General features: G+C 51.9%; 23 protein-coding genes and 1 tRNA gene. 19 read left to right on the top strand and 5 right to left on the bottom strand.

Annotated elements, in window-relative coordinates; translation table 11 throughout:
• Positions 1-10: 10 nt before the first annotated feature.
• The 5 genes from ubiI to ACJ9Y9_RS19305 all read left to right on the top strand — a co-directional run bounded on the left by ubiI (position 11) and on the right by ACJ9Y9_RS19305 (position 6,930).
• Positions 11-1,213, top strand: coding sequence for an FAD-dependent 2-octaprenylphenol hydroxylase (gene ubiI / locus ACJ9Y9_RS19325; RefSeq protein WP_028016960.1), 1,203 nt, complete (start codon positions 11-13; stop codon positions 1,211-1,213).
• 397 nt (positions 1,214-1,610) lie between these two features.
• Positions 1,611-2,705: a glycine cleavage system aminomethyltransferase GcvT gene (gene gcvT, locus ACJ9Y9_RS19320; RefSeq protein WP_028016959.1), complete on the top strand. Its 1,095-nt coding sequence runs from the start codon at positions 1,611-1,613 to the stop codon at positions 2,703-2,705.
• A 23-nt stretch (positions 2,706-2,728) separates the two neighbouring features.
• Complete coding sequence (gene gcvH / locus ACJ9Y9_RS19315) at positions 2,729-3,118, top strand: glycine cleavage system protein GcvH (protein ID WP_028016958.1); 390 nt, start codon at positions 2,729-2,731, stop codon at positions 3,116-3,118.
• A gap of 124 nt (positions 3,119-3,242) precedes the next feature.
• Positions 3,243-6,116: an aminomethyl-transferring glycine dehydrogenase gene (gcvP, locus tag ACJ9Y9_RS19310; protein WP_028016957.1), complete on the top strand. Its 2,874-nt coding sequence runs from the start codon at positions 3,243-3,245 to the stop codon at positions 6,114-6,116.
• Positions 6,117-6,186: 70 nt separating this feature from the next.
• Positions 6,187-6,930 (top strand): SDR family oxidoreductase, encoded by a 744-nt coding sequence (locus ACJ9Y9_RS19305; RefSeq protein ID WP_028016956.1) that lies wholly within the window; start codon positions 6,187-6,189, stop codon positions 6,928-6,930.
• A gap of 32 nt (positions 6,931-6,962) precedes the next feature.
• On the opposite strand, the gene bglA is transcribed toward ACJ9Y9_RS19305, so the two are convergent.
• On the bottom strand, positions 6,963-8,396 hold the full coding sequence (gene bglA, locus ACJ9Y9_RS19300; protein WP_028016955.1) for a 6-phospho-beta-glucosidase BglA: 1,434 nt from the start codon (positions 8,394-8,396) through the stop codon (positions 6,963-6,965).
• A gap of 116 nt (positions 8,397-8,512) precedes the next feature.
• The gene (locus ACJ9Y9_RS19295) at positions 8,513-9,244 is read right to left on the bottom strand and encodes a MurR/RpiR family transcriptional regulator (protein WP_028016954.1); all 732 of its coding nucleotides are present in this window, start codon (positions 9,242-9,244) and stop codon (positions 8,513-8,515) included.
• A 266-nt stretch (positions 9,245-9,510) separates the two neighbouring features.
• Here ACJ9Y9_RS19295 and ACJ9Y9_RS19290 point away from each other — a divergent pair, with 266 nt between their 5' ends.
• Entirely contained in the window at positions 9,511-10,170 is a 660-nt protein-coding gene (locus ACJ9Y9_RS19290; protein ID WP_028016953.1) for a hemolysin III family protein, read from the top strand.
• 84 nt (positions 10,171-10,254) lie between these two features.
• Here the strand turns inward: ACJ9Y9_RS19290 and ygfZ are convergent, their stop codons facing one another.
• A complete protein-coding gene (gene ygfZ / locus ACJ9Y9_RS19285; RefSeq protein ID WP_028016952.1) occupies positions 10,255-11,235 on the bottom strand; it encodes a tRNA-modifying protein YgfZ in 981 nt (326 codons plus the stop codon).
• 294 nt (positions 11,236-11,529) lie between these two features.
• Here ygfZ and sdhE point away from each other — a divergent pair, with 294 nt between their 5' ends.
• Together sdhE and ACJ9Y9_RS19275 are read left to right on the top strand one after the other, a co-directional pair.
• A complete protein-coding gene (gene sdhE, locus ACJ9Y9_RS19280) occupies positions 11,530-11,796 on the top strand; it encodes an FAD assembly factor SdhE (RefSeq protein WP_010435322.1) in 267 nt (88 codons plus the stop codon).
• Positions 11,777-12,187 carry a protein YgfX gene (locus ACJ9Y9_RS19275; protein WP_028016951.1) on the top strand — a complete coding sequence of 137 codons (411 nt, stop codon included), beginning with the start codon at positions 11,777-11,779 and terminating at the stop codon, positions 12,185-12,187. Before sdhE ends, ACJ9Y9_RS19275 begins: the two co-directional genes overlap by 20 nt.
• Before the next feature lie 6 nt (positions 12,188-12,193).
• Here ACJ9Y9_RS19275 and fldB read toward each other — a convergent pair whose 3' ends face one another.
• Positions 12,194-12,715, bottom strand: a complete 522-nt coding sequence (fldB, locus tag ACJ9Y9_RS19270; protein WP_028016950.1) for a flavodoxin FldB — start codon at positions 12,713-12,715, stop codon at positions 12,194-12,196.
• 101 nt (positions 12,716-12,816) lie between these two features.
• Between fldB and xerD the strand changes: the two genes are divergently transcribed.
• From xerD to lysS, 5 genes are all read left to right on the top strand, one after another.
• Positions 12,817-13,713, top strand: a complete 897-nt coding sequence (xerD, locus tag ACJ9Y9_RS19265; protein WP_028016949.1) for a site-specific tyrosine recombinase XerD — start codon at positions 12,817-12,819, stop codon at positions 13,711-13,713.
• A 28-nt stretch (positions 13,714-13,741) separates the two neighbouring features.
• Positions 13,742-14,455, top strand: a complete 714-nt coding sequence (gene dsbC, locus ACJ9Y9_RS19260; protein WP_028016948.1) for a bifunctional protein-disulfide isomerase/oxidoreductase DsbC — start codon at positions 13,742-13,744, stop codon at positions 14,453-14,455.
• Between the two features lie 5 nt (positions 14,456-14,460).
• Entirely contained in the window at positions 14,461-16,194 is a 1,734-nt protein-coding gene (recJ, locus tag ACJ9Y9_RS19255) for a single-stranded-DNA-specific exonuclease RecJ (protein ID WP_028016947.1), read from the top strand.
• Between the two features lie 90 nt (positions 16,195-16,284).
• A protein-coding gene (gene prfB, locus ACJ9Y9_RS19250) for a peptide chain release factor 2 (protein ID WP_096151315.1) occupies positions 16,285-17,383 on the top strand; the annotation gives its coding sequence in 2 pieces (ribosomal slippage) (positions 16,285-16,359 and positions 16,361-17,383; 1,098 coding nt in all).
• A 9-nt stretch (positions 17,384-17,392) separates the two neighbouring features.
• Positions 17,393-18,910 (top strand): lysine--tRNA ligase, encoded by a 1,518-nt coding sequence (lysS, locus tag ACJ9Y9_RS19245; protein WP_028016946.1) that lies wholly within the window; start codon positions 17,393-17,395, stop codon positions 18,908-18,910.
• A gap of 38 nt (positions 18,911-18,948) precedes the next feature.
• On the opposite strand, the gene idi is transcribed toward lysS, so the two are convergent.
• The gene (idi, locus tag ACJ9Y9_RS19240; protein WP_028016945.1) at positions 18,949-19,491 is read right to left on the bottom strand and encodes an isopentenyl-diphosphate Delta-isomerase; all 543 of its coding nucleotides are present in this window, start codon (positions 19,489-19,491) and stop codon (positions 18,949-18,951) included.
• A gap of 162 nt (positions 19,492-19,653) precedes the next feature.
• On the opposite strand from idi, the gene actS reads away from it, so the two are divergent.
• The 6 genes from actS (at position 19,654) to ACJ9Y9_RS19210 (ending at position 24,294) form a co-directional block, all read left to right on the top strand.
• Positions 19,654-20,397 (top strand): amidase activator ActS, encoded by a 744-nt coding sequence (gene actS / locus ACJ9Y9_RS19235; RefSeq protein WP_028016944.1) that lies wholly within the window; start codon positions 19,654-19,656, stop codon positions 20,395-20,397.
• Positions 20,398-20,477: 80 nt separating this feature from the next.
• A tRNA-Gly gene (locus ACJ9Y9_RS19230) sits at positions 20,478-20,551 on the top strand.
• A gap of 510 nt (positions 20,552-21,061) precedes the next feature.
• Positions 21,062-21,787 carry an HNH endonuclease gene (locus tag ACJ9Y9_RS19225; RefSeq protein WP_023337724.1) on the top strand — a complete coding sequence of 242 codons (726 nt, stop codon included), beginning with the start codon at positions 21,062-21,064 and terminating at the stop codon, positions 21,785-21,787.
• A 120-nt stretch (positions 21,788-21,907) separates the two neighbouring features.
• Positions 21,908-22,684 (top strand): hypothetical protein, encoded by a 777-nt coding sequence (locus ACJ9Y9_RS19220; protein WP_023294871.1) that lies wholly within the window; start codon positions 21,908-21,910, stop codon positions 22,682-22,684.
• 944 nt (positions 22,685-23,628) lie between these two features.
• Positions 23,629-24,009 (top strand): hypothetical protein, encoded by a 381-nt coding sequence (locus ACJ9Y9_RS19215; protein ID WP_032635618.1) that lies wholly within the window; start codon positions 23,629-23,631, stop codon positions 24,007-24,009.
• Between the two features lie 138 nt (positions 24,010-24,147).
• On the top strand, positions 24,148-24,294 hold the full coding sequence (locus ACJ9Y9_RS19210; RefSeq protein ID WP_023294874.1) for a hypothetical protein: 147 nt from the start codon (positions 24,148-24,150) through the stop codon (positions 24,292-24,294).
• The last annotated feature ends 20 nt before the right edge of the window (positions 24,295-24,314 follow it).

The raw sequence follows: 24,314 nt of genomic DNA, 5'->3' as shown, positions 1-24,314 counted from the left end.
AGTTATCACCGTGCAAAATGTTGATGTCGCCATCGTTGGCGGCGGAATGGTTGGACTGGCGCTGGCCTGTGGTTTACAGGGCAGCGGCCTGCGCGTGGCCGTGCTGGAGCAAAAGCAGCCCCAGCGTGTCGCACAGGATGCGCCGCCGGAACTCCGCGTCTCGGCAATTAATGCGGCCAGCGAAAAGCTGCTGACGCGCCTTGGTGTCTGGTCAGATATCGTGGCGCAGCGTGTCAGTTGCTATCACGGCATGGAAGTATGGGATAAAGACAGCTTTGGTCATATCGCTTTTGATGACGAAAGTATGGGCTATAGCCATCTCGGTCACATCATCGAGAATGCCGTTATCCATCATGCGCTGTGGCAAAAAGCGCAGTCATGTAACGATGTTACCCTGATGGCACCTGCACAAATCCAGCAGGTCGCGTGGGGTGAAAACGAGGCGTTTATCACCCTGCAAAGCGGCGACATGTTGACTGCACGTCTGGTCGTTGGCGCTGATGGTGCGAACTCCTGGCTGCGTAATAAAGCCGATATTCCGCTGACGTTCTGGGATTATCGTCATCATGCTCTGGTGGCGACAATCCGCACTGAAGAGCCGCACGGCGGTGTCGCTCGTCAGATCTTCCACAATGACGGCATTCTGGCCTTTCTGCCGTTAAGCGATCCGCATCTGTGCTCGATTGTCTGGTCCCTGGTACCAGAAAAAGCGCAGCTGATGCAGGAGGCCACGCCAGATGCGTTCAACCAGGCACTGTGTATGGCGTTTGATAACCGTCTTGGGTTATGCACGCTTGAGAGCGAGCGTCTGGTGTTTCCGTTAACCGGACGCTACGCGCGTCAGTTTGCGGCTCACCGTCTGGCGCTGGTGGGGGATGCGGCACACACAATTCATCCGCTGGCCGGGCAGGGCGTTAACCTTGGCTTTATGGATGCGGCAGAGCTGGTTGAAGAACTGCGTCGTCTGCATCGTGAAGGGAAAGACATTGGTCAGCATCTGTATCTGCGTCGCTATGAGCGTAGCCGCAAGCACAGCGCGGCAATGATGCTGGCGGGCATGCAGGGTTTCCGTGAGTTGTTTGCCGGTGCCAATCCGGCGAAAAAACTGCTACGCGACATCGGCCTCAAGCTCGCTGATACGCTTCCCGGCGTTAAACCTCAGCTTCTTCGTCAGGCGATGGGGCTTAACGACCTACCGGACTGGCTACGCTAATTTAGAACCCCGTCACATTTTATTTTCCCGGCCTCTGTGCCGGGGAAATTCCCTCGTTTGAAATATTCTAATTTCACCTCATTTTTCGCATTAGATAATCTAATCTGGCTGATTTTATGTTACGGAAATTTGGCCCATATTTCCGCAGGAAATATCACCATGTGCTAAATCCTGTTAGATCATTGTTAATTTTGTGCGGGGTTAATCGCATTTTTCCAGTGAATAACTCTGTAGGCTTTTCAGCGTTTTTTGGTCATAAGCTAATGTGATGACCCATTTTACCTTATGGTTAATCGCCGGTTTCGGTGGTAAGTTCAGGTAAAAGAGAACGTTTGCGTCGGCCCCTGAAAACGAGGCTGATACCGGGTTTCACGGTGAATTTTTCAACGAGGACAAGATGGCTCAACAGACTCCTTTGTACGAACAACACGTGTTATGCGGCGCCCGCATGGTGGACTTCCATGGCTGGATGATGCCGCTGCACTACGGCTCGCAGATTGATGAGCACCACGCGGTGCGCACCGATGCCGGTATGTTCGACGTGTCCCACATGACGATTGTCGATCTGCGCGGTAGCCGCACCCGGGAGTTTTTGCGTTATCTGCTGGCAAACGACGTCGCCAAACTCAAGACACCGGGTAAAGCGCTCTATACCGGCATGCTAAATGCTTCCGGCGGCGTGATTGACGACCTCATCGTCTATTACTTCACAGAAGATTTCTTCCGCCTCGTTGTTAACTCCGCTACCCGCGAAAAAGACCTCTCCTGGATTACCCAACATGCTGAACCTTATGCCATCGACATCACCGTTCGTGACGATCTGTCGCTGATTGCCTTACAGGGTCCGAACGCCCAGGCGAAAGCCGCTTCTCTGTTCAGCGACGAGCAGCGTAAAGCGACTGAAGGCATGAAGCCGTTCTTCGGCGTGCAGGCAGGCGATCTGTTTATCGCTACCACTGGCTATACCGGTGAAGCGGGTTACGAAATTGCGATGCCAAATGAGAAAGCCGCAGATTTCTGGCGTGCGCTGGTGGAAGCCGGTGTGAAGCCAGCGGGTCTGGGCGCACGTGATACGTTGCGTCTGGAAGCGGGTATGAACCTCTACGGTCAGGAGATGGATGAAGGAGTCTCTCCGCTGGCGGCCAATATGGGCTGGACCATCGCATGGGAACCTGCTGACCGTGAATTTATTGGCCGTGAAGCGCTGGAAATTCAGCGTGAGAAGGGCACTGAACAACTGGTGGGTCTGGTGATGACCGAGAAAGGCGTACTGCGTGGTGAACTGCCGGTGCGTTTTACCGATGCTGATGGCAATCCGCGTGAAGGCGTGATCACCAGCGGTACCTTCTCCCCAACGCTGGGCTACAGTATTGCACTGGCACGCGTGCCTGCAGGCATTGGCGAAACGGCGGTAGTACAAATCCGCAACCGTGAAATGCCGGTCAACGTGACCAAACCGATTTTTGTTCGCGCCGGTAAGCCGGTCGCCTAATCATTTTTATCAGGAGAAATTCAATGAGCAATGTGCCAGCAGAACTGAAATACAGCAAAGAACACGAATGGCTGCGCAAAGAGGCGGACGGCACTTACACCGTAGGGATCACCGAGCACGCACAAGAGCTGCTGGGCGACATGGTGTTTGTTGATTTGCCAGAAGTGGGCACGACCGTAGGCGCAGGCGATGACTGCGCTGTGGCGGAGTCCGTAAAAGCGGCATCTGACATCTACGCCCCTGTGAGCGGCGAAATCGTTGCCGTCAACGACGCGCTGAGCGACTCCCCGGAGTTGGTCAACAGCGAGCCTTACGGCGAAGGCTGGATCTTTAAGATCAAAGCCTGCGACGAAGCGGAAGTTGCTGCACTGCTGGATGCGACCGCGTACGAAGCACTGCTAGAAGACGAGTAATTGTTAATCCCCCTCTCCCTTCGGGAGAGGGCAGGGGTGAGGGTGCTCATCTTCCCCTCACCCTAACCCTCTCCCTGTGGGAGAGGGAACTTAAATTCACTGCACGTTTCAGGAACCATCGCTCATGACACAGACTTTAAGCCAGCTTGAAAACCGTGGCGCCTTCATTGAACGTCACATTGGGCCGGATGCTCAGCAACAGCAGGAGATGCTAAAGACAGTTGGCGCGGATTCATTAAACGCACTGATCGGCCAGATTGTGCCAAAAGATATCCAGCTTGCCACGCCGCCTCAGGTGGGGGAAGCCACTACGGAGTTCGCCGCACTGGCGGAGCTGAAGGCCATTGCCGGCCTGAACAAGCGCTACAAGTCTTACATTGGCATGGGCTACACCAACGTGCAGTTACCGCCGGTTATCCTGCGCAATATGCTGGAAAATCCAGGCTGGTACACCGCTTATACCCCTTATCAGCCAGAAGTGTCTCAGGGCCGTCTGGAAGCGCTGCTGAATTTCCAGCAGGTAACGCTGGATCTGACTGGCCTGGATATCGCTTCCGCGTCTCTGTTGGACGAAGCGACTGCCGCGGCAGAAGCCATGGCAATGGCCAAACGCGTAAGCAAGCTGAAAAATGCGAACCGCTTCTTCGTGGCCGCCGATGTTCATCCGCAAACCCTGGACGTTGTTCGCACCCGTGCGGAAACCTTCGGTTTTGACGTGATTGTCGACGATGCAGACAAAGTGCTGGATCATCAGGACGTCTTCGGCGTGCTGCTGCAGCAGGTAGGCACCACCGGTGAAGTTCACGACTACAGCGCACTGATTGCCGAGCTGAAATCCCGCAAAGTTGTTGTCAGCGTCGCCGCTGATTTTATGGCGCTGGTATTGCTGACTGCGCCGGGCAAACAGGGCGCGGATATTGTCTTCGGCTCTGCACAGCGCTTCGGTGTGCCGATGGGCTACGGTGGCCCACACGCGGCGTTCTTCGCTGCAAAAGATGAATTCAAACGCTCCATGCCGGGCCGTATTATCGGGGTCTCAAAAGACGCTGCCGGTAACACTGCGCTGCGCATGGCGATGCAGACTCGTGAGCAGCATATCCGCCGCGAGAAAGCGAACTCCAACATTTGTACCTCGCAGGTTCTACTGGCCAACATCGCCAGCCTGTACGCGGTCTTCCACGGTCCGGTTGGCCTGAAACGTATTGCCAGCCGTATTCACCGCCTGGCGGATATTCTGGCCTGCGGCCTGCAACAGAAAGGCCTCAAGCTGCGTCATGCCCATTACTTTGACACGCTGTGTGTTGAAGTGGCAGACAAAGCGGCAGTGCTGGCGCGTGCGGATGCCGCGGAGATCAACCTGCGCAGCGACATTCACAATGCGGTCGGCATTACGCTGGATGAAAGCACCACCCGCGACGATATCCTGAACCTGTTTAACGTGTTGCTGGGTGATGCACACGGCCTGGACATTGATACGCTCGATAAAGAGGTTGCCCTCGACAGCCGTTCTATCCAGCAAAGCATGCTGCGTGATGATGCGATCCTGACGCATCCGGTCTTCAATCGCTACCACAGCGAAACCGAGATGATGCGCTATATGCACTCTCTGGAGCGCAAAGATCTGGCGCTGAATCAGGCGATGATCCCTCTGGGCTCTTGCACCATGAAGTTGAACGCCGCTGCTGAGATGATCCCTATCACCTGGCCTGAGTTCTCTGAACTGCACCCGTTCTGCCCACCTGAGCAGGCGGAAGGTTATCACCTGATGATCAATCAGCTTTCCGACTGGCTGGTGAAGTTGACGGGGTATGACGCGCTCTGCATGCAGCCAAACTCCGGTGCGCAGGGTGAATATGCCGGTCTGCTGGCGATTCGTCATTATCACGAAAGCCGTAACGAAGGGCATCGTGATATCTGCCTGATCCCAAGCTCCGCACACGGTACCAACCCGGCCTCTGCCCAGATGGCGGGCATGGAAGTGGTGGTGGTGGCTTGCGATAAGAACGGTAACATTGACCTCGCCGACCTGCGTGCAAAAGCCGAACAGGCTGGCGACAAGCTCTCCTGCATCATGGTGACCTACCCGTCGACTCACGGCGTGTACGAAGAGACAATCCGTGAAGTGTGCGAAGTGGTGCATCAGTTTGGCGGCCAGGTTTACCTCGACGGCGCGAACATGAACGCCCAGGTCGGTATTACTTCTCCGGGCTTTATCGGCGCGGATGTGTCGCACCTGAACCTGCATAAAACTTTCTGCATTCCACACGGCGGTGGCGGCCCAGGTATGGGGCCAATCGGCGTGAAAGCACACCTGGCACCGTTTGTTCCGGGTCACAGCGTAGTGCAAATCGAAGGGATGCTCACCCGTCAGGGTGCGGTCTCTGCGGCACCGTTTGGCAGCGCCTCTATTCTGCCAATCAGCTGGATGTACATCCGCATGATGGGTGCAGAAGGGCTGAAGCAGGCAAGCCAGGTGGCGATCCTGAACGCCAACTATATTGCTACTCGTCTGAAGTCTGCTTTCCCGGTGCTCTATACCGGCCGTGATGGTCGCGTGGCGCACGAGTGCATTCTGGATATTCGTCCACTGAAAGAGCAGAGCGGCATCAGCGAACTGGATATCGCCAAGCGTCTGATCGACTACGGATTCCACGCCCCGACCATGTCGTTCCCGGTAGCGGGTACTCTGATGGTGGAGCCAACGGAGTCCGAAAGCAAAGCCGAGCTGGACCGCTTTATTGATGCGATGCTGGCGATCCGCATGGAGATCGATCGCGTGCTGGACGGCGAGTGGACGCTGGAAGATAACCCGCTGGTTAACGCACCGCACACCCAGCATGAGATGGTGGCAGAGTGGAACCACGGTTATTCCCGCGAACTGGCGGTCTTCCCGGCAGGTGTGGCAAACAAATACTGGCCGACCGTGAAGCGTCTTGATGACGTGTACGGCGACCGCAACCTGTTCTGCTCCTGCGTGCCGATGAGCGAATACCAGTAATATTGTTGGTGTAGTAACCCAGGCCGGGTAAGGCGTAGCCGCCACCCGGCTTTTTTATTGGGAGAAGCGTATGAGCATTGCACTTGTAACAGGCGCCAGCCGCGGCATCGGGAAAGCCACCGCGCTGCAGCTGGCACGCGAAGGCTATACCGTAGCGGTGAATTATCAGCACAACATTAAAGCCGCGACGGACGTCATCAGGCAGATCGTTGAAGCGGGCGGTAAAGCCTTTGCCGTCCGCGCAGATATCAGCGATGAAGCTCAGGTGATGGCGATGTTCGACAGCCTCGATCGTGACGGTGAGCCGCTTTGTGCGCTGGTCAATAATGCGGGGATTCTGTTTGAGCAATCCACTATCGAGAATCTCTCCGCTGAGCGCATTAACCGCGTCCTGGCGACCAACGTCACGGGCTACTTCCTCTGCTGCCGGGAAGCGGTGAAGCGCATGTCCTTCAAACATGGCGGCAAGGGTGGGGCGATCGTGAATGTCTCTTCCGCGGCGTCGCGCCTGGGCGCGCCGGGTGAATATGTGGATTATGCCGCGTCCAAGGGGGCGGTTGATTCGCTGACAACCGGGTTAGCGCTCGAGGTAGCGGCGCAGGGCATTCGCGTAAACTGCGTGCGACCGGGACTGATTTATACCGATATCCACGCCTCAGGCGGGGAACCGGGGCGCGTGGATCGCGTGAAATCGTTGCTGCCGATGCAGCGCGGCGGCCAGCCGGAAGAGGTGGCGCAGGCGATTGTCTGGCTGCTGAGCGAGAAGGCGTCGTACGTCACGGGCAGTTTTATAGAGCTGGCTGGCGGAAAATAAATGCCGGGTAGCGTCATGCCACCCGGAAAAAATTACAGCGCCTCGCCGTTGCTGGCAATCACGCCTTTATACCACTCGAAGCTTTTCTTACGGGAACGCGACATGTCGCCAGTACCGTCGTCGTGTTTGTTCACATAGATAAAGCCGTAGCGCTTGCTGTACTGGCCGGTGGTGAACGACACGCAGTCGATGCAGCCCCACGGGGTATACCCCATCAGATCCACGCCATCGTGCGTGACTGCCTTCATCATTTCTTCCACGTGAGCACGCAAATAGTCGATGCGATAGTCGTCGTTGATGCTGCCGTCTTCTTCTACTTTGTCGTATGCGCCAAAACCGTTTTCTACGATAAACAGCGGTTTCTGATAACGCTCGTACAGCTCGCACAGGGAATAACGCAGGCCAACCGGATCAATCTGCCAGCCCCAGTCAGACGCTTTCACATGTGGGTTTGGTACGCTGCCCTCGAAGCCGGAAATGGCATCACCGGTGCCGCCTTCCGCTTTCACGGCGTTGGTCATGTAATAGCTGAAACCTAAATAGTCACAGGTTCCTTCACGCAGGATCTCTTCGTCACCCGCTTCCATTTTGATGGAGAAACCACGGCGTTCCCACTCGTTCAGCACATAAGATGGGTAGTAACCACGCAGCTGGACGTCGGTAAAGACATAGCGCTCGCGCATGGATTCCTGAGCAAACATCACATCTTCTGGTTTGCAGGAGAATGGATAGAGTGCAACCATCGCCAGCATGCAGCCGACTTTCATCTCTGGGTTAATACGACGGGCGGCTTTTACCGCCAGAGCGCTGGCCACGAACTGGTGGTGCAACACCTGATACATGGTTTCTTCCGGGTTGTCGTGCTCGGTATAGACCACCCCAGAGCAGCAGTAGCCGAACAGCGGCGCGCGCCAGTTGCGCTGGTTGTTGATTTCGTTAAAGGTCATCCAGTATTTGACCTTGTTTTTGTAGCGCTCAAATACCACTTCCGCGAAGCGCACAAAGAAATCGACCACTTTACGGTTAGTCCAGCTGCCATACTCCTGAACCAGATGCAGCGGCATTTCGAAGTGGGAGAGGGTGATGACCGGCTCGATGTTGTATTTGAGCAGCTCGTCGAACATGTCGTCGTAGAACTTCAGCCCTTCTTCGTTTGGCTGCGTCTCATCCCCTTTCGGGAAGATGCGCGTCCAGGCGATAGAGGTACGGAAGCACTTGAAGCCCATTTCCGCAAACAGCTTGATGTCTTCTTTGTAGTGCCCGTGGAAATCAATCGCTTCATGGTTTGGGTAGTATTTACCCGGCACCACTTCCCGGGTGATTTCGCGCGGAACGCCGTGTGCGCCACCGGTCAATACGTCGCAGATGCTTGGCCCTTTACCGCCTTTGTTCCAGCCGCCTTCAACCTGGTGAGCGGCAACTGCGCCACCCCATAAAAAATCTTTTGGTAAGGTCAATTTTTTCATCATTACTATTCTCAATATATGGCTTATTGATTTCGAGTCTAGCAAAGTGAAATTAAATGTCACGATATAACAATTTGTGTGAAATGTGATTTGTCACATCAAAAAAACAGGGTGTTTTATTCTGTCAATTTCTTCGCCAGTTTGCGGCCGAGAGATTCCAGAATATAGATAACGGGAATTTGCGTGGTGATATCATAAACGCCCCCAATACGCGTCTGGGGGACATGCCATGAGAGATTAAAGTCTGCCAGTTTTGCCAGACGCGAGTGTTCGTGGCTGGTAATGGAGAGCACCTTGCAGTGATGCAGGCTGAACTGGCTGGCGAAACGCAGGATCTCCTCAGTCTCACCGGAGACAGAAAGCACAATCGCCAGCGCATTTTTAGCCATATCATTGGTGACCGGGAAATAAGGATCGTCGATATGGTTGCTGAATTTACCAATATTTGAAAAGAAACGTGCACCATATTTTGCCAGAGAGCCTGACGTACCCGCGCCGACAAATATAATTCGCTCAGAAGACAAAATAATATCTACCGCGTTATCTAATAACGCATCGAACTCTTCATTATTCACGCTTTTAAAGAAGCTGATAATTTCGCTGGTACCGAAGTTTGCCTGCTGGGGCTCGTTTTGCTCCAGATAGAGTTTGAAGCGTACGCGAAATTCAGAATAACCTTCGCAGTTGAGCTTGCGGCAAAAGCGCAGGATCGTAGTGGTTGAGACACCAGCCGCGTCCGCCAGCTCGCGGATGGTCATGTACATGACTTTGTCACGATTTTTAATGACATAGTTGTAGACCATCATCTCCAGATTATTGAGACTGGCAATGGCGGTGTGGGTGAACATAGTCACAATGGCAAAACTCTCATTCAGACCTCATCCGTCCATCATAACATGCAGCCAGATTGCAGGATCCAATTTTATGCTATTGATTCATAATGATTAAATTTTTATGTGAACAAATGTTAGGTGAATAAATTATTTATGTATATGATTTTTATATACAAAAAATCATGATGAAAATATTTTAGCTAACAGGTGTTCACTGGAATCATTCTCAGTTAGCATAGTCTTGCGATGAATAATCATCTTTTGTTTTCCCGGAGTTTTGTATGGCGAGCAGACCATTAATCGCACAGGGATATTCGCTGGCTGAGGAAATAGCCAACAGCATCAGCCACGGCATTGGCCTGGTGTTTGGGATTGTCGGTTTAGTATTATTGCTGGTGCAGGCGGTAGACACCAATGCCAGCGCGATGGCCATTACCAGCTATAGCCTGTATGGCGGGAGTATGATCCTGCTGTTTCTGGCCTCTACGCTGTATCACGCAATTCCGCATCAACGGGCCAAGATGTGGCTTAAGAAATTTGACCACTGTGCCATCTATCTTCTTATTGCCGGTACCTATACGCCTTTTCTGCTGGTGGGGCTCGATTCACCGCTCGCCCGCGGCCTGATGATTGTTATCTGGAGCCTGGCACTGCTGGGGATTCTGTTTAAGCTGACGATTGCCCACCGGTTTAAGATATTGTCACTGGTGACCTATCTGACGATGGGCTGGCTGTCGCTGATTGTGGTTTATCAGTTGGCAATCAAACTGGCTGCGGGTGGGGTAACATTGCTGGCTGTTGGCGGGGTGGTTTATTCGCTGGGCGTGATTTTCTACGTTTGCAAGCGTATCCCTTACAACCACGCTATCTGGCACGGTTTTGTACTGGGCGGTAGCGTGTGTCATTTCCTGGCGATTTATTTGTACGTCGGGCAGGTGTAGTTTTTAGTTGGGTGGCGACTGCGCCTTACCCGACCTACGGGATCTGTAGGCCCGGTAAGAGCAGCGCCACCGGGCGATACAGAATTACTCTTCCAGCGAATACGGTAGCGGCTCAATACTCAATGTATTGGCATCGTCACGCACGCGAAACACGCTATTGGCTTCCATGTCATTATTCATAACGGCCTGAACAAGAAGACGGCCATCTTCCAGCTGTACGGCTGCTAACACGGTGCCGGTGCGGCGCCAGTTATCACCCATCTTCAGCTCTAAATCTTCACCCGCTTCAGGTACACGGCTGGCATGACCTGCCAGTGTCCACAGCGCACGTTTGTTTGCCCCGCGGAATTTTGCACGAGCCACCATTTCCTGGCCGGTGTAACAGCCTTTCTTAAAGCTGATACCACCCAGAGCCTGGAGGTTGGTTGCCTGAGGAATAAACTGCGCGCTGTTTGCTGCGTCAATCACCGGCAGACCTGCTTCAATGTTCAGTGCCAACCACTGCTGACTGTTGTTGAACTGAGCCTCACCGCGTAGCGCCTCGGTCACGCGCTCTGCTGTGGCGGCATCCGTCACTAACAGGAAACGCTCCTCCGGGTGTTCGAACCACAGGATAGAGGTAGCACCTTCGCTGACTACCTGTTTTTCTGCATCGGGCAATTCGCTGAACAGATTTTTCAGCGCGGCACGCGCCTGAAAACCCGCCACACCCAGCAGGATATGTTCGTCGTCCGGGGCAATCGCGACTTTGGAAAAGACGGCGTACTTTTTCAGCTCTTTGAGTTGGGCGTCTTGCAGGCTACGGCGCTCAATAAAGGCAAAGCCGTCCTGACGGCGGAAGAGACGCAGGTTGCTCCACATTTTGCCTTTAGGGTCGCAATGTGCGGCCAGCAGGTGCTGGTGTTCAGTCATCTGGCTGACATCGGCGGTCACCTGACCCTGCAAGTATTTTTCGGCATCGGCACCGGTGAGTGTTGCCAGCGCCCAGTCATCAAGAGAAATAAGCGTCAGCGGCAGACGCGCAGAGGCGGCGGGCTGGCGAGGAGAAAATGGTGTAAATGCCATAACGATATCCTGAATTGCTTAACGCTTTGATAATGCCTAATGGTAAAAGAGCCTGCTGGCAATGCAAGCGCTTTCAGCAGACCATTTGTGCCATAAACCGGTTCTGCGTAACGCCACGCAAAATAGTGTAATCCGCTGTCATCGTGGGGTTTATTCTGGAAGCCTGCTTGTAGATCGCAAGATTCCAGTAAAGAAACGGTCAAAAACACGTTACACTAGCTGGTGTCCCCGTAGCGAAATCAAGAACACTGAACGGGGTACCGACTGTGCCAAACGTAATGCAGGAAACAGAACATGGATATTAACAACAAGGCCCGTATTCACTGGGCATGCCGTCGCGGCATGCGTGAACTTGATATTTCCATCATGCCTTTCTTCGAATATGAGTATGACAGCTTAAGCGATGATGATAAGCGTCTGTTTGTTCGCCTGCTTGAGTCTGACGATCCAGATTTATTCAACTGGCTGATGAACCACGGCAAACCCGCCGACACCGAGTTGCAACGGATGGTGCAATTAATTCAAACACGGAATCGGGAACGTGGTCCTGTGGCAATCTGATCTTCGCGTTTCGTGGCGTTCTCAGTGGATGTCTTTATTGCTCCACGGCCTGGTTGCGGCCATTGTATTACTGATGCCATGGCCGTTGAGCTATACGCCTCTGTGGCTGCTGTTACTGTCATTTGTCGTTTTTGACAGCGTACGCAGCCAGCGTCGCATTAATGCCCGTCAGGGAGAAATTAAACTCCTGATGGATTCCCGCCTGCGCTGGCAGGGTAAAGAGTGGGATATTCTCGGGATGCCCTGGATGCTCAACTCCGGCATGATGTTACGGTTACGCAATGTGGACGGTGGGCGTTGTCAGCATCTGTGGTTGGCGGCTGACAGTATGGATGCTTCAGAGTGGCGAGACCTGCGCCGGATGTTATTGCAACAGTCGACGCAGGAGTAAAGTGCGTTAGCTAAACTGTTCTGCCATTTCGCCCAGAATCTGCTCGCACCAGGTTTGCAGGCGATCATCGCTGAGATCGTACTGGTTGGTTTCATCCAGCGCGAGTCCAACAAACAGCTCGCCATCGGCAATAATCGGCTTTTTACTGGTGAACTCATACCCTTCGGTTGGCCAGTAGCCGATAAACGTAACGCCTTTCGGTACCAGTTTATCGTGCAACATGCCGAGTGCATCCAGGAACCATTCTCCGTAACCTAATTGATCACCCATGCCGTACATGGCGATAATTTTGCCGCTGAGGTTGAGCGTATCAAGCTGGTCCCAGATAGCTTCCCAGTCTTCCTGTATCTCACCGAAATCCCAGGTTGGGATACCGAGGATCAACACGTCGTACTGCTCCATCAGTGTGAGTGCGTCATCTTTCAGGTTATGCAACGTCACCAGTTCCGGGCCAATGATGTCGCGAATTTTCTCTGCCGCCATTTCGGTGTAGCAGGTGCTGGAACCATAGAACAGACCAATATTCATCGCGTAACTATCTCAATTCTTGCTTTGACTTTGCGCGTAGTGTACCAGAAACCTGTAGCAATCAGGCATAATGGCCTGACTGCAGAATCAAAGGGGCTGATGTGGAAAAGGATCTCGCACTGATCGAACAGTTTCTCGACGCACTGTGGCTGGAGAAAAACCTGGCTGAGAATACGCTCAGTGCGTACCGGCGCGATCTCACCATGCTGGTGGAGTGGCTGGCACACCGTGGGCTGTCTCTTGCTAGCGCACAAAGTGACGACCTTCAGGCACTGCTTGGGGAACGTATCGCTGGGGGCTATAAAGCGACCAGTTCTGCGCGCTTGCTCAGCGCCATGCGTCGGCTGTTCCAGCATCTCTACCGTGAGAAGATCCGCGAAGACGATCCCAGCGCGCTGCTGGCATCCCCGAAACTTCCGCAGCGGCTGCCGAAAGATCTTAGCGAAGCACAAGTTGAGAGATTATTACAGTCACCCGCAGTTGACCTGCCGCTGGAGTTACGCGATAAAGCCATGCTTGAGCTATTGTATGCTACCGGCTTGCGCGTTTCTGAACTGGTTGGTCTGACGATGAGCGACATCAGCCTGCGTCAGGGTGTGGTTCGTGTAATCGGTAAAGGAAACAAGGAAAGGCTGGTTCCGCTGGGAGAAGAGGCGGTTTACTGGCTGGAAACGTACCTGGAGCACGGCCGTCCGTGGTTGCTCAATGGTGCTTCTATCGATGTTCTGTTCCCGAGCCAGCGCGCGCAGCAGATGACACGGCAAACGTTCTGGCATCGCATCAAGCATTACGCCACACTGGCGGGTATCGACAGTGAAAAGCTTTCGCCGCACGTATTGCGTCATGCTTTCGCGACGCATCTGTTAAACCACGGCGCTGATTTACGCGTGGTGCAGATGTTGCTGGGGCATAGCGACCTTTCCACGACGCAAATTTATACCCATGTCGCGACGGAACGCCTGCGGCAGCTACACCAACAGCACCACCCTCGTGCGTGAGTGCCGACGAATTGTAACAGGATCAAATATGAAAAAGTCTTTTGCGCTGTTCACCCTGCTGGCAGCCTCATTTACCGGTTTCGCCCATGCGGATGACGCCGCAATCAAACAGTCGCTGGCTAAGCTTGGCGTCACGGGTAGCGATATTCAGCCAGCACCGGTTGCTGGCATGAAAACGGTGCTGACGAGCAGCGGCGTGCTGTATGTCACCGAAGACGGCAAACACATTATTCAGGGGCCAATGTACGATGTGAGCGGCGCGCAGCCGGTAAACGTCACCAACCAGCTGCTGATGAAAAACCTGAACGCGCTCGAAAAAGAGATGATTGTCTACAAAGCGGCGCAGGAAAAACATGTTATTACCGTCTTCACTGACATCACCTGTGGCTACTGCCACAAACTGCATGAAGAGATGAAAGACTACAACGCGCTGGGCATTACCGTGCGTTACCTGGCTTTCCCACGTGCAGGCGTGCAGAGCCAGCCAGAGCAGGATATGAAAGCTATTTGGTGTGCAAAAGACCGCAACAAAGCGTTTGATGATGCGATGAACGGTAAAGCTGTTACACCTGCATCCTGCGACATTGACATTGCCAACCACTATGCACTGGGCGTGCAATTTGGCGTGAGCGGTACGCCGGCGATTGTCCTGAGCAACGGCTATGTTGTTCCAGGTTATCAGGGACCAAAAGAGATGAAAGAGTTCCTCGACGCGCACCAGAAACAGTTTGGTGGTAAATAATCCGCGTGAAAGCCCCAATAAAATTGCGCCGCCGCGAGGTGGCCGAGCAGATTGATTTGCCAGACGATCTTCCACCACTGCTGAAACGGCTCTACGCCAGCCGTGGCGTGCGTACCGCTGAAGATCTTGAGCGGAGCGTGAAAGGGATGCTGCCCTGGCAACAGCTGAATGGCATCGAAAAAGCCGTGGAAATGCTCTACAACGCGTTTCTGGAAGGAACGCGAATCGTGGTGGTGGGGGATTTCGATGCAGACGGAGCAACCAGCACTGCATTAAGTGTACTCAGCCTGCGCGCGCTGGGCTGCGATAACGTGACCTATCTGGTGCCGAACCGGTTTGAAGACGGCTACGGCCTCAGCCCGGAAGTAGTCGATCAGGCTCATGCCCGCGGCGCACAGATGATCATGACCGTGGACAATGGGATCTCCTCCCATGCGGGCATCGATCATGCCCATAAGCTTGGGATCCCGGTACTGGTCACCGATCACCACCTGCCGGGTGACACACTCCCTGCGGCGGAAGCGATCATCAACCCAAACCTGCGCGACTGCGATTTTCCGTCGAAATCACTGGCGGGTGTGGGGGTGGCGTTTTATCTGATGCTGGCGCTGCGTACGCTGTTGCGTGATAAAGGCTGGTTCGACTCCCGCGGGATTGCCGTACCCAATCTCGCCGAGTATCTCGACCTGGTGGCGCTGGGAACAGTCGCGGACGTGGTGCCGCTTGATGCCAATAATCGTATTTTGACCTGGCAGGGTTTAAGCCGCATTCGGGCGGGCAAATGCCGTCCGGGAATTAAGGCCTTGCTGGAGATTGCCAACCGTGACCCGCTCAAACTGGCGGCCAGTGATTTGGGCTTTGCCATCGGACCGCGTTTGAACGCAGCCGGAAGGCTGGACGATATGTCCGTTGGTGTCGCTCTGCTGCTTTGCGACAATATTGGTGAAGCGCGCGTTCTTGCCAATGAACTGGACGCTCTGAACCAGACCCGTAAAGAGATTGAGCAGGGAATGCAGGCAGAAGCGCTGACCTTGTGCGAAAAACTTGAACGGAGTAGCGATACGCTGCCTGGCGGTCTGGCGATGTATCACCCCGAGTGGCATCAGGGGGTGGTCGGGATTCTGGCGTCGCGCATTAAAGAGCGTTTCCACCGTCCGGTGATCGCGTTTGCCCCGGCAGGGGACGGCACGCTGAAAGGCTCCGGTCGTTCGATTCAGGGCCTGCACATGCGCGATGCGCTGGAGCGTCTTGATACGCTTTACCCGAATCTCATGATCAAGTTTGGTGGCCACGCGATGGCAGCAGGCTTGTCGCTGGAAGAGGCGAAATTCGATGAGTTCCAGCGTCTGTTTGGCGAGCTGGTGACCGACTGGATCGACCCGGCCCTGTTGCAAGGGGAAGTAGTATCTGATGGCGAGCTTGCCCCCGCTGAGATGACGATGGATGTGGCACAAATGCTCCGCGATGCCGGTCCATGGGGGCAGATGTTCCCGGAGCCGTTGTTTGACGGCCGTTTCCGTCTGTTGCAACAGCGTATTGTCGGCGAACGCCATCTGAAAGTGATGGTTGAACCCGTGGGCGGTGGTCCGTTGCTGGATGGTATTGCCTTCAACGTTGACACGGCGATATGGCCGGACAACGGCGTGCGCGAGGTTGAGCTGGCGTACAAACTGGACATCAACGAGTTTCGCGGTAACCGCAGCCTCCAGATCATCATCGACAATATCTGGCCAATTTAGCGGCAGTAATCTCTATAAAAAAGGGCGTGGATTCGGTACAATCCCGCTCTTATCACCGCATTTTGACAAGTCCATAAAAGAAAACAGACCATGTTTGAAATTAATCCGGTAAAAAACCGTATTCAGGACCTCACGGAGCGCTCTGACGTTCTTAGGGGGTATCTTTGACTACGATGCCAAGAAAGAGCGTCTTGAAGAAGTAAACGCCGAGCTGGAACAGCCTGACGTCTGGAACGAACCTGAGCGCGCACAGGCGCTGGGTAAAGAGCGTTCCTCTCTCGAAGCTATCGTAGATACGCTGGATCAAATGGCTCAGGGGCTGGAAGATGTTTCCGGTTTACTGGAGCTGGCTGTAGAAGCCGACGACGAAGAAACCTTTAACGAAGCCGTGGCAGAACTCGACGTTCTGGAAGAGAAGCTGGCGCAGCTTGAGTTCCGTCGTATGTTCTCCGGTGAATATGACAGCGCTGACTGCTATCTCGATATTCAGGCAGGTTCTGGCGGTACTGAAGCACAGGACTGGGCCAGTATGCTGACGCGTATGTATCTGCGTTGGGCAGAAGCGCGCGGCTTCAAAACCGAAATTATCGAAGAATCTGAAGGTGAAGTTGCGGGTCTGAAATCCGTGACCATCAAAATCATTGGCGATTACGCCTACGGCTGGTTGCGTACTGAAACCGGCGTTCACCGCCTGGTACGTAAGAGCCCGTTCGACTCCGGTGGCCGTCGTCATACCTCCTTTAGTTCTGCATTCGTTTACCCGGAAGTTGACGAAGATATTGATATCGAAATTAACCCGGCTGACCTGCGTATTGACGTTTACCGCGCATCTGGTGCGGGTGGTCAGCACGTTAACCGTACAGAATCTGCGGTGCGTATCACCCACATTCCAACCGGGCTGGTAACGCAATGCCAGAATGACCGTTCCCAGCATAAAAACAAAGACCAGGCCATGAAGCAGATGAAAGCGAAGCTTTATGAACTGGAGATGCAAAAGAAAAATGCTGAGAAACAGGCGATGGAAGATAACAAGTCTGACATCGGTTGGGGCAGCCAGATCCGTTCTTATGTCCTGGATGACTCCCGCATCAAAGACTTGCGTACCGGGGTTGAAACCCGCAACACGCAGGCGGTGCTGGATGGCAGCCTGGACCAATTTATCGAAGCAAGTTTGAAAGCAGGGTTATGAGGAACCAACATGTCTGAACAACAAGCACAGGGCGCTGACGCGGTAGTCGATCTTAACAACGAACTGAAAACCCGCCGCGAGAAGCTGGCAGCACTGCGTGAGCAGGGCGTGCCGTTCCCGAACGATTTTCGTCGTGACCATACCTCAGACCAACTGCACGCTGATTTCGACGGTAAAGAGAACGAAGAGCTGGAAGCTCTGAACGTAGAAGTGTCAGTGGCAGGCCGTATGATGACCCGTCGTATCATGGGTAAAGCCTCTTTCGTGACCTTGCAGGACGTTGGCGGCCGTATTCAGTTGTACGTTTCCCGTGACGATCTGCCAGAAGGCATCTACAACGAGCAGTTCAAGAAGTGGGATCTGGGCGATATCCTGGGCGCGAAAGGTAAACTGTTCAAAACTAAGACCGGTGAACTGTCGATCCACTGCACCGAGCTGCGTCTGCTGACCAAAGCCCTGCGCCCGCTGCCGGACAAATTCCACGGCCTGCAGGATCAGGAAGCGCGTTATCGTCAGCGTTACCTGGATCTCATCTCTAACGATGAATCCCGCAATACCTTCAAAATTCGCTCCCGGATCATGGCCGGTATCCGCCAGTTCATGGTTAACCGCGACTTTATGGAAGTGGAAACCCCAATGATGCAGGTGATCCCTGGCGGTGCGTCTGCACGTCCGTTCATCACCCATCACAACGCCCTGGACCTGGACATGTACCTGCGTATCGCGCCGGAACTGTACCTGAAGCGTCTGGTGGTGGGTGGTTTCGACCGCGTGTTTGAAATCAACCGTAACTTCCGTAACGAAGGTATCTCCGTTCGTCATAACCCAGAGTTCACCATGATGGAACTCTATATGGCGTATGCGGATTACAAAGATCTGATCGAGCTGACTGAATCGCTGTTCCGTACCCTGGCACAGGATATTCTGGGCACCACGCAGGTCCCTTACGGTGAAGAAGTGTTCGACTTCGGTAAGCCGTTTGAAAAACTGACTATGCGCGAAGCGATCAAGAAATACCGTCCGGAAACCAACATGGCCGATCTGGATAACTTCGACTCTGCGAAAGCGATCGCTGAAAGCATCGGTATCAAGGTTGAGAAGAGCTGGGGTCTGGGCCGTATCGTGACCGAGATCTTCGAAGAAGTGGCCGAAGCGCACCTGATTCAGCCGACCTTCATCACCGAATACCCGGCAGAAGTTTCTCCGCTGGCGCGTCGTAATGACGTGAACCCGGAAATCACTGACCGTTTCGAATTCTTCATCGGTGGCCGTGAAATCGGCAACGGCTTTAGCGAGCTGAACGATGCGGAAGATCAGGCTCAGCGCTTCCAGGATCAGGTTGACGCGAAAGCGGCAGGCGATGACGAAGCGATGTTCTACGACGAAGACTATGTGACTGCGCTGGAGCACGGCCTGCCACCAACTGCAGGTCTGGGTATTGGTATCGACCGTATGGTGATGCTGTTCACTAACAGCCACACCATTCGTGACGTAATCCTGTTCCCGGCGATGCGCCCGGTGAAATAAGGCGTTAAGATGTAAAAAAAGCCCCGAAAGGGGCTTTTTTATTGCGCCGCGAAGGCTTTGAGTTTTTCGCGGGCGGTCGTCGCTTCCATGACCATCCACGGGCTAAACGCCCAGGGCGTCGCGTCCAGCGCGCTGAATAACGTGTCCAGTTCAACCCACTGATACTCCATCACTTCACCTTCGTTTATCGTCACTTTATTGGTGATGCGGGCAGCAAATACCGGGCAAATTTCGTTTTCTACTATCCCGGAAGGGTCGATTTCGCGGTAGCGAAAATCTGATGCGACAGGGATGATATCGGTAATTTCGGCGCCTACCTCATAGCGGCAGCGTCGGATAATAGCCTGCTCCGTCTCTTCACCCGATTGCGGATGTCCGCACACGGAGTTAGTCCAGACACCCGGCCAGGCTTTTTTGCTTAACGCGCGTCGGGTCACCAGACATTCGCCTTTGGCATTAAACAGCCAGGTGGAGAAAGCCAGATGCAGCGGGGTATGCGAGGTGTGAGCGGCGTACTTTTCCTGAGTGCCAATCACCATTCCCTGGTCATTTACCAAAATAACGTGTTCTTGAATACTCATTCATGCTCCAGTGCCAAAATGCCGAGTGGTTCAGCACCATCAGCCGGGGCATTATACGGCATTCTTATACGAACGGTTTATCCCACAGAGCGGAAAAGGGCTGACCCATATCTATCCGGACTGTTATCATAGAGCGCCATTCACGCTGACCGAGGATCTGTTTTGTTTGCAGGAAGCCTGACGAGAAATCCCATCACCGCCATTATTTACCTGATGCTAACGCTATTGCTGGCAGGTTGTTCAGGGAGCAAATCTTCGGATATGGGTGGCTATTCCGGTTCGGTCTATACCGTTAAGCGCGGTGACACCCTGTATCGAATTTCGCGCGCAACGGGAACCAGCGTGAAGGATCTGGCGCGGTTAAATAATCTCTCTCCGCCATACACCATCGAGGTGGGTCAGCAGTTGAAGGTTAGCGGTGGATCATCCTCTGGTAAAAAATCCTCGTCGAAAGGCAAAACGGCCAAAGTGACGCCATCCTATCAGGTGCCGCAATCGTCATGGCCACCGGTTGGACAGCGCTGCTGGATTTGGCCTGCCAGCGGTAAAGTGGTCGCCCCTTACTCACTCTCTGAAGGTGGCAACAAGGGTATTGATATCGCCGCTGCGCGCGGTACGCCGGTTTATGCCTCCGGGGCAGGGAAGGTGGTTTACGTCGGTAACCAACTGCGCGGTTACGGTAATCTGATCATGATTAAGCATGGTGAAGATTACATCACGGCCTATGCTCACAACGACACGATGCTGGTTAACAACGGGCAGAACGTCAAAGCAGGGCAGAAGATTGCCACCATGGGCAGCACCGGTACGGATTCGGTTAAGTTGCACTTCCAGATCCGCTATAAGGCGACGGCCATCGATCCGCAACGTTATCTTCCGGCTCCTGGTAGCAAACCGAAGTGCTAAGTGATTATTTTATCGCCATTTAGTTGTGAAGAGGCTTGTATGAAGGTGCGTAAGGTCTATAATGCCATACGCACCTCAAAGCGGGCGTAGTTCAATGGTAGAACGAGAGCTTCCCAAGCTCTATACGAGGGTTCGATTCCCTTCGCCCGCTCCAGATCTCTCCCCTTGTGGAGAAGCCTTAAAAGCCTTCTCTATCAGCAACTTAAATAGTTACCTATTTTAGTCGCCTATTGGTTCTACCATTGTGATCCGCCCTTGGTAACTGTCACGCTAAGTTACATGGTGAGATGACAGTATAACTCAGCGTTGGCGGCAGTTGCATCCTCACACCGCGATAGAAAACGTGAAGAAAAAGCCCATCCAGGCATCGTTATGTCATCGACAGATTGAACACACGCGCCCTATGAGCCACGTAAGCAGGTTTATGGTGATAACGTACCTACAAACGACATGTAGGCTCTATCAGCGCTTCAGCCACGCTCCCGCAAAGGTACACGGTTATCCTGATAAGGTGTGATCCCTCTGACAGTCTGATGAAGTCGCTACGCTTGTTGCTGTATCACCAACGGGGCTTTATGGCTTCTATTGTCCAAAATCAGAGAGTTGCACAAGTTATGCTCGATAGTTAATCTAAGATAAATCTTAGATTGCAAGAGGTTTTTTGATGTCTTCAAAAGCAAATCGAACATACAAGTATGGCGACCAACCGATAAGAATCACTACTGTCCAAGTGATTGAGGAACAGTTCGGAGGGGCGGCAACGGCGAAGCAAGTGGATGCTTATCTGAAAGAGCGATTTCCACATTATAAAGACGACACCCACTTGAATCTCATTGTCAACTCAGTCAACTGCAATCGTAGCTACTGGAGTTTCAACAAAACAGCCAGGCGAACTGATGATGTAACCCATCGGCATCATGAGTATGACCGATTGTTCAAGCGAGGGAAGATCTTTGAAATCTATCAACCCTCTATTCATGGTATTTGGGAGTTGTATCAGGATCAGCAAGGTAAATGGTGTTACCGTAAGGTGAAATCTGAGTTTGAAAAGGCTGTTGATGATGCGTCAGAACTGCCCCCGTCAGAACGCAAAGAGATTTTAGACGCTGAGAATAAAACTCCTGAGCTAATCGAGGTTACAACACGAGTTTATAAGCGAAGCCCCTATGTGGTAGCCGAAGTTCTTTCAAGGGCTAATGGCAAGTGTCAAAGCTGTAAGAGTGACGCTCCTTTTCTCAAAGTAGACGGCACACCATTTCTTGAGGTTCATCACATTGAGTGGCTTTCGAATGGTGGGGAGGATTCCGTTGAAAATGCGATTGCATTGTGCCCGAACTGTCACAGACAGGCGCATTATGGCGTTTTGGAGTTAGTACCAGTTAACAAATAAACTGAACATGCTTGTGATAGTATGAATAGGGTAAGTATCTTGGGGATTCTATGAGACCTTATTTAATATCTTGCTAAGCAGGGAATGTAAATATCGACATTTTTATATTATGGGAAACTTATGAAAAGTATCTGTAAGTTATGTCTCGAAGAGAAAGAACTACTGGAATCTCATAGCATACCAAGAAGCTATTTCAAACGATTGAAGAAGAATGATTCGCAGTTGATTATATTTCAAAAAGGTAGTAAACCAAAACGAGAAAATGTTGATCCTAAAGAGCCACTTCTATGCTTCGAATGTGAGCAGTTTATCAGCCATGAGTACGAATCGTATGGAACAAGATTGTTGAGAAATCATCATAATATACGTAAAAACTCTGACCATATTATCATCAACTCTTTCGATTATAAGCGATTTTATCTTTTCTTACTAAGTATACTATGGAGAGCCTCTATCTCTAAAAGTGTGCATTATTCAACTGTTAATGGAGTTCCTGAGTTGGATGACTTGATGAGGCATTGCATTAAAAATAAACAGGTGAGAATAAATAAACTTAGTCATTTGAAGGTGGATAACTTCATCCGTATTTGTGTATTTAGATTGATCGATACAACGAATAATATTCCTGATCACGTTATTAAATCTATTCTTAGTAACTTTGCTTTTATAAAAAGTGATGAGGCTGACAGTGTACTATGGTATTTCGTTGTGGAGGGATTTGCTATATTCTATGTTTTCTCTGCTTCTAAAGATTATCATGATGTCATTAGAATGAGATTAAAATCACAGTTAACTTCTGGTAGTCATCAGAAGATCTTTAAGATTGATATTTTTAAAGACGCTCTCTTCTCCGAGATTTTTATTGATTTACTTACTGCCGCGAATGAACAGAAATGATGATTTAATAATCAAAGTGTTCTGAATACTCTACAGACGTCTTAATACATTTGCATTGTTCAAACGGACTGATCGTCATAGATTGTATTGCTGTAAATACACGCCTTAGTATTGTCAGTCTCCTGTTAGTCTATCAAGATTAGCGTGATAAGTTCTACGTGAGTTTGTTGGGTCATGAGCGCCAGTGTTATCAGTAATACCCTGTTTTTATGTGTGACTTCTTATAAATCCATTTTATTGATCATATGTCTATAAGTCCGGTGTGTAGCGTTATGAGCTACATAACATAAACAGGTGCAGAGTGGCAATCACTGCGATCATCCGTACCCATGTACTTGTAATATGCAGGTACTACAAGTACCTCGCTTATGCTCAGCTTGTTACTTGTATCATTAACGGGGCTTTGTGGATGGTATTGTCTAAACTAAAGTACATCCAATAAGGCGGAGGAAGATGATGAGCATCACGTATAAAATCACATACGAACACAGAGACGGGAAAGAAACCAGAGCGGAGACGGTGTTACTTCGCTCTGACCACGAGCCAACACAAGATGAAGTCCAGGACGCAGTCAGAAGGGATTCCGCCAGATTTCACTCTGGCAGAGGGGGGACGGAGATTGCTGGATTCTCTATTATTTCAGTTGTATCTGAACCTTAATCCATAATGGCTTACCCCTCATTAGCCTGATTTGGAATGTTAAGAGAAAAAACAAAACACTCAAGTTGCTCTGAGGTTAAATATGTTTAATAACAAACTGTTGACGGTGGATCATGTGTATTAAAGGATTATCACTTTTTTTCTGTGCCATTTGCGTCGGTTGTAGCGGGGGTTCTCAGCGGCAAGAGCACTTAGATGTGCCTACTTATTCGGAGAGTTATGATCAGAGCTTAGGATGGCTTGTAACCGCTCGTTACAGAGACGTAAGTAACGCGGATATTGTAATGTCACTGATTGGGGACTTTTGCAAAAGCAAGGGGAAGGAAGCAACTCTATATAAGACGAATGCTGGTACTTCATCCTCCATTCAAGATATTTGGGCTTGTCAGACTCCCCCATTGTTAAATGATACAGATGTACTAAGCGGGATTTATTGCCATTTCATTGCTAACGCGCCCCGCTACTCGGTAGATTTCACGAACTCCCAAAAGGAAATTGCAGAAAAAATATTTGTTAAAACTTTCATTAAAAAGGGGATTGAATATCCAGTTGGTGGCTTTTACGAAAAGTACCTGAATAACTTTTCTGTGTGGGCAGTAGCCAAACACAAAGAGAGCGCTACTACTGATGAGGTACGTGAGTGGTTTGACACACATTGCCAGTAGGCAAAACGCTGATGCTGTTGCACCACCCATTGTCATACCATCAATGGGCAATAAGGCTTTATTGTCCAAAATCTGTTAGTTGCGCATTTTCTGCACCCTGAATACTCTGCGATTAATCCTAATAACTCAAGGGTGAGCATGGCTATCGGGAACAGACAGATTCAAGATGAATCACCTGAGGAAGAGTTAGAGCGCTTGCTGGAAGAACTTGCACTGACGCATGAGCAACGAGAGTTTATTGAGTCCATGCTACAAGAGGACGGGGATAGTACCAATGGGGAGTAACGCTTGCACCATCACTGTAT

The sequence above is a fragment of the Enterobacter sp. CPE_E1241 genome (assembly GCF_045618265.1).
GTDB classification, from domain to species: domain Bacteria; phylum Pseudomonadota; class Gammaproteobacteria; order Enterobacterales; family Enterobacteriaceae; genus Enterobacter; species Enterobacter adelaidei.
Note: the sequence above shows the minus strand (reverse complement) of the source record. Positions and strands in the feature narration are given on the sequence as shown.

Coding starts and splice junctions, on each gene's coding strand:
- ACJ9Y9_RS19225 (WP_023337724.1), top strand. CDS start 21,062: ATGTCTTCAAAAGCAAATCGAACATACAAGTATGGCGACCAACCGATA.
- gcvP (WP_028016957.1), top strand. CDS start 3,243: ATGACACAGACTTTAAGCCAGCTTGAAAACCGTGGCGCCTTCATTGAA.
- lysS (WP_028016946.1), top strand. CDS start 17,393: ATGTCTGAACAACAAGCACAGGGCGCTGACGCGGTAGTCGATCTTAAC.
- ygfZ (WP_028016952.1), bottom strand. CDS start 11,235: ATGGCATTTACACCATTTTCTCCTCGCCAGCCCGCCGCCTCTGCGCGT.
- ACJ9Y9_RS19210 (WP_023294874.1), top strand. CDS start 24,148: ATGGCTATCGGGAACAGACAGATTCAAGATGAATCACCTGAGGAAGAG.
- ACJ9Y9_RS19215 (WP_032635618.1), top strand. CDS start 23,629: ATGTCACTGATTGGGGACTTTTGCAAAAGCAAGGGGAAGGAAGCAACT.
- dsbC (WP_028016948.1), top strand. CDS start 13,742: ATGAAAAAGTCTTTTGCGCTGTTCACCCTGCTGGCAGCCTCATTTACC.
- ACJ9Y9_RS19220 (WP_023294871.1), top strand. CDS start 21,908: ATGAAAAGTATCTGTAAGTTATGTCTCGAAGAGAAAGAACTACTGGAA.
- sdhE (WP_010435322.1), top strand. CDS start 11,530: ATGGATATTAACAACAAGGCCCGTATTCACTGGGCATGCCGTCGCGGC.
- idi (WP_028016945.1), bottom strand. CDS start 19,491: ATGAGTATTCAAGAACACGTTATTTTGGTAAATGACCAGGGAATGGTG.
- bglA (WP_028016955.1), bottom strand. CDS start 8,396: ATGAAAAAATTGACCTTACCAAAAGATTTTTTATGGGGTGGCGCAGTT.
- ACJ9Y9_RS19290 (WP_028016953.1), top strand. CDS start 9,511: ATGGCGAGCAGACCATTAATCGCACAGGGATATTCGCTGGCTGAGGAA.
- ACJ9Y9_RS19305 (WP_028016956.1), top strand. CDS start 6,187: ATGAGCATTGCACTTGTAACAGGCGCCAGCCGCGGCATCGGGAAAGCC.
- ACJ9Y9_RS19295 (WP_028016954.1), bottom strand. CDS start 9,244: ATGTTCACCCACACCGCCATTGCCAGTCTCAATAATCTGGAGATGATG.
- fldB (WP_028016950.1), bottom strand. CDS start 12,715: ATGAATATTGGTCTGTTCTATGGTTCCAGCACCTGCTACACCGAAATG.
- gcvH (WP_028016958.1), top strand. CDS start 2,729: ATGAGCAATGTGCCAGCAGAACTGAAATACAGCAAAGAACACGAATGG.
- gcvT (WP_028016959.1), top strand. CDS start 1,611: ATGGCTCAACAGACTCCTTTGTACGAACAACACGTGTTATGCGGCGCC.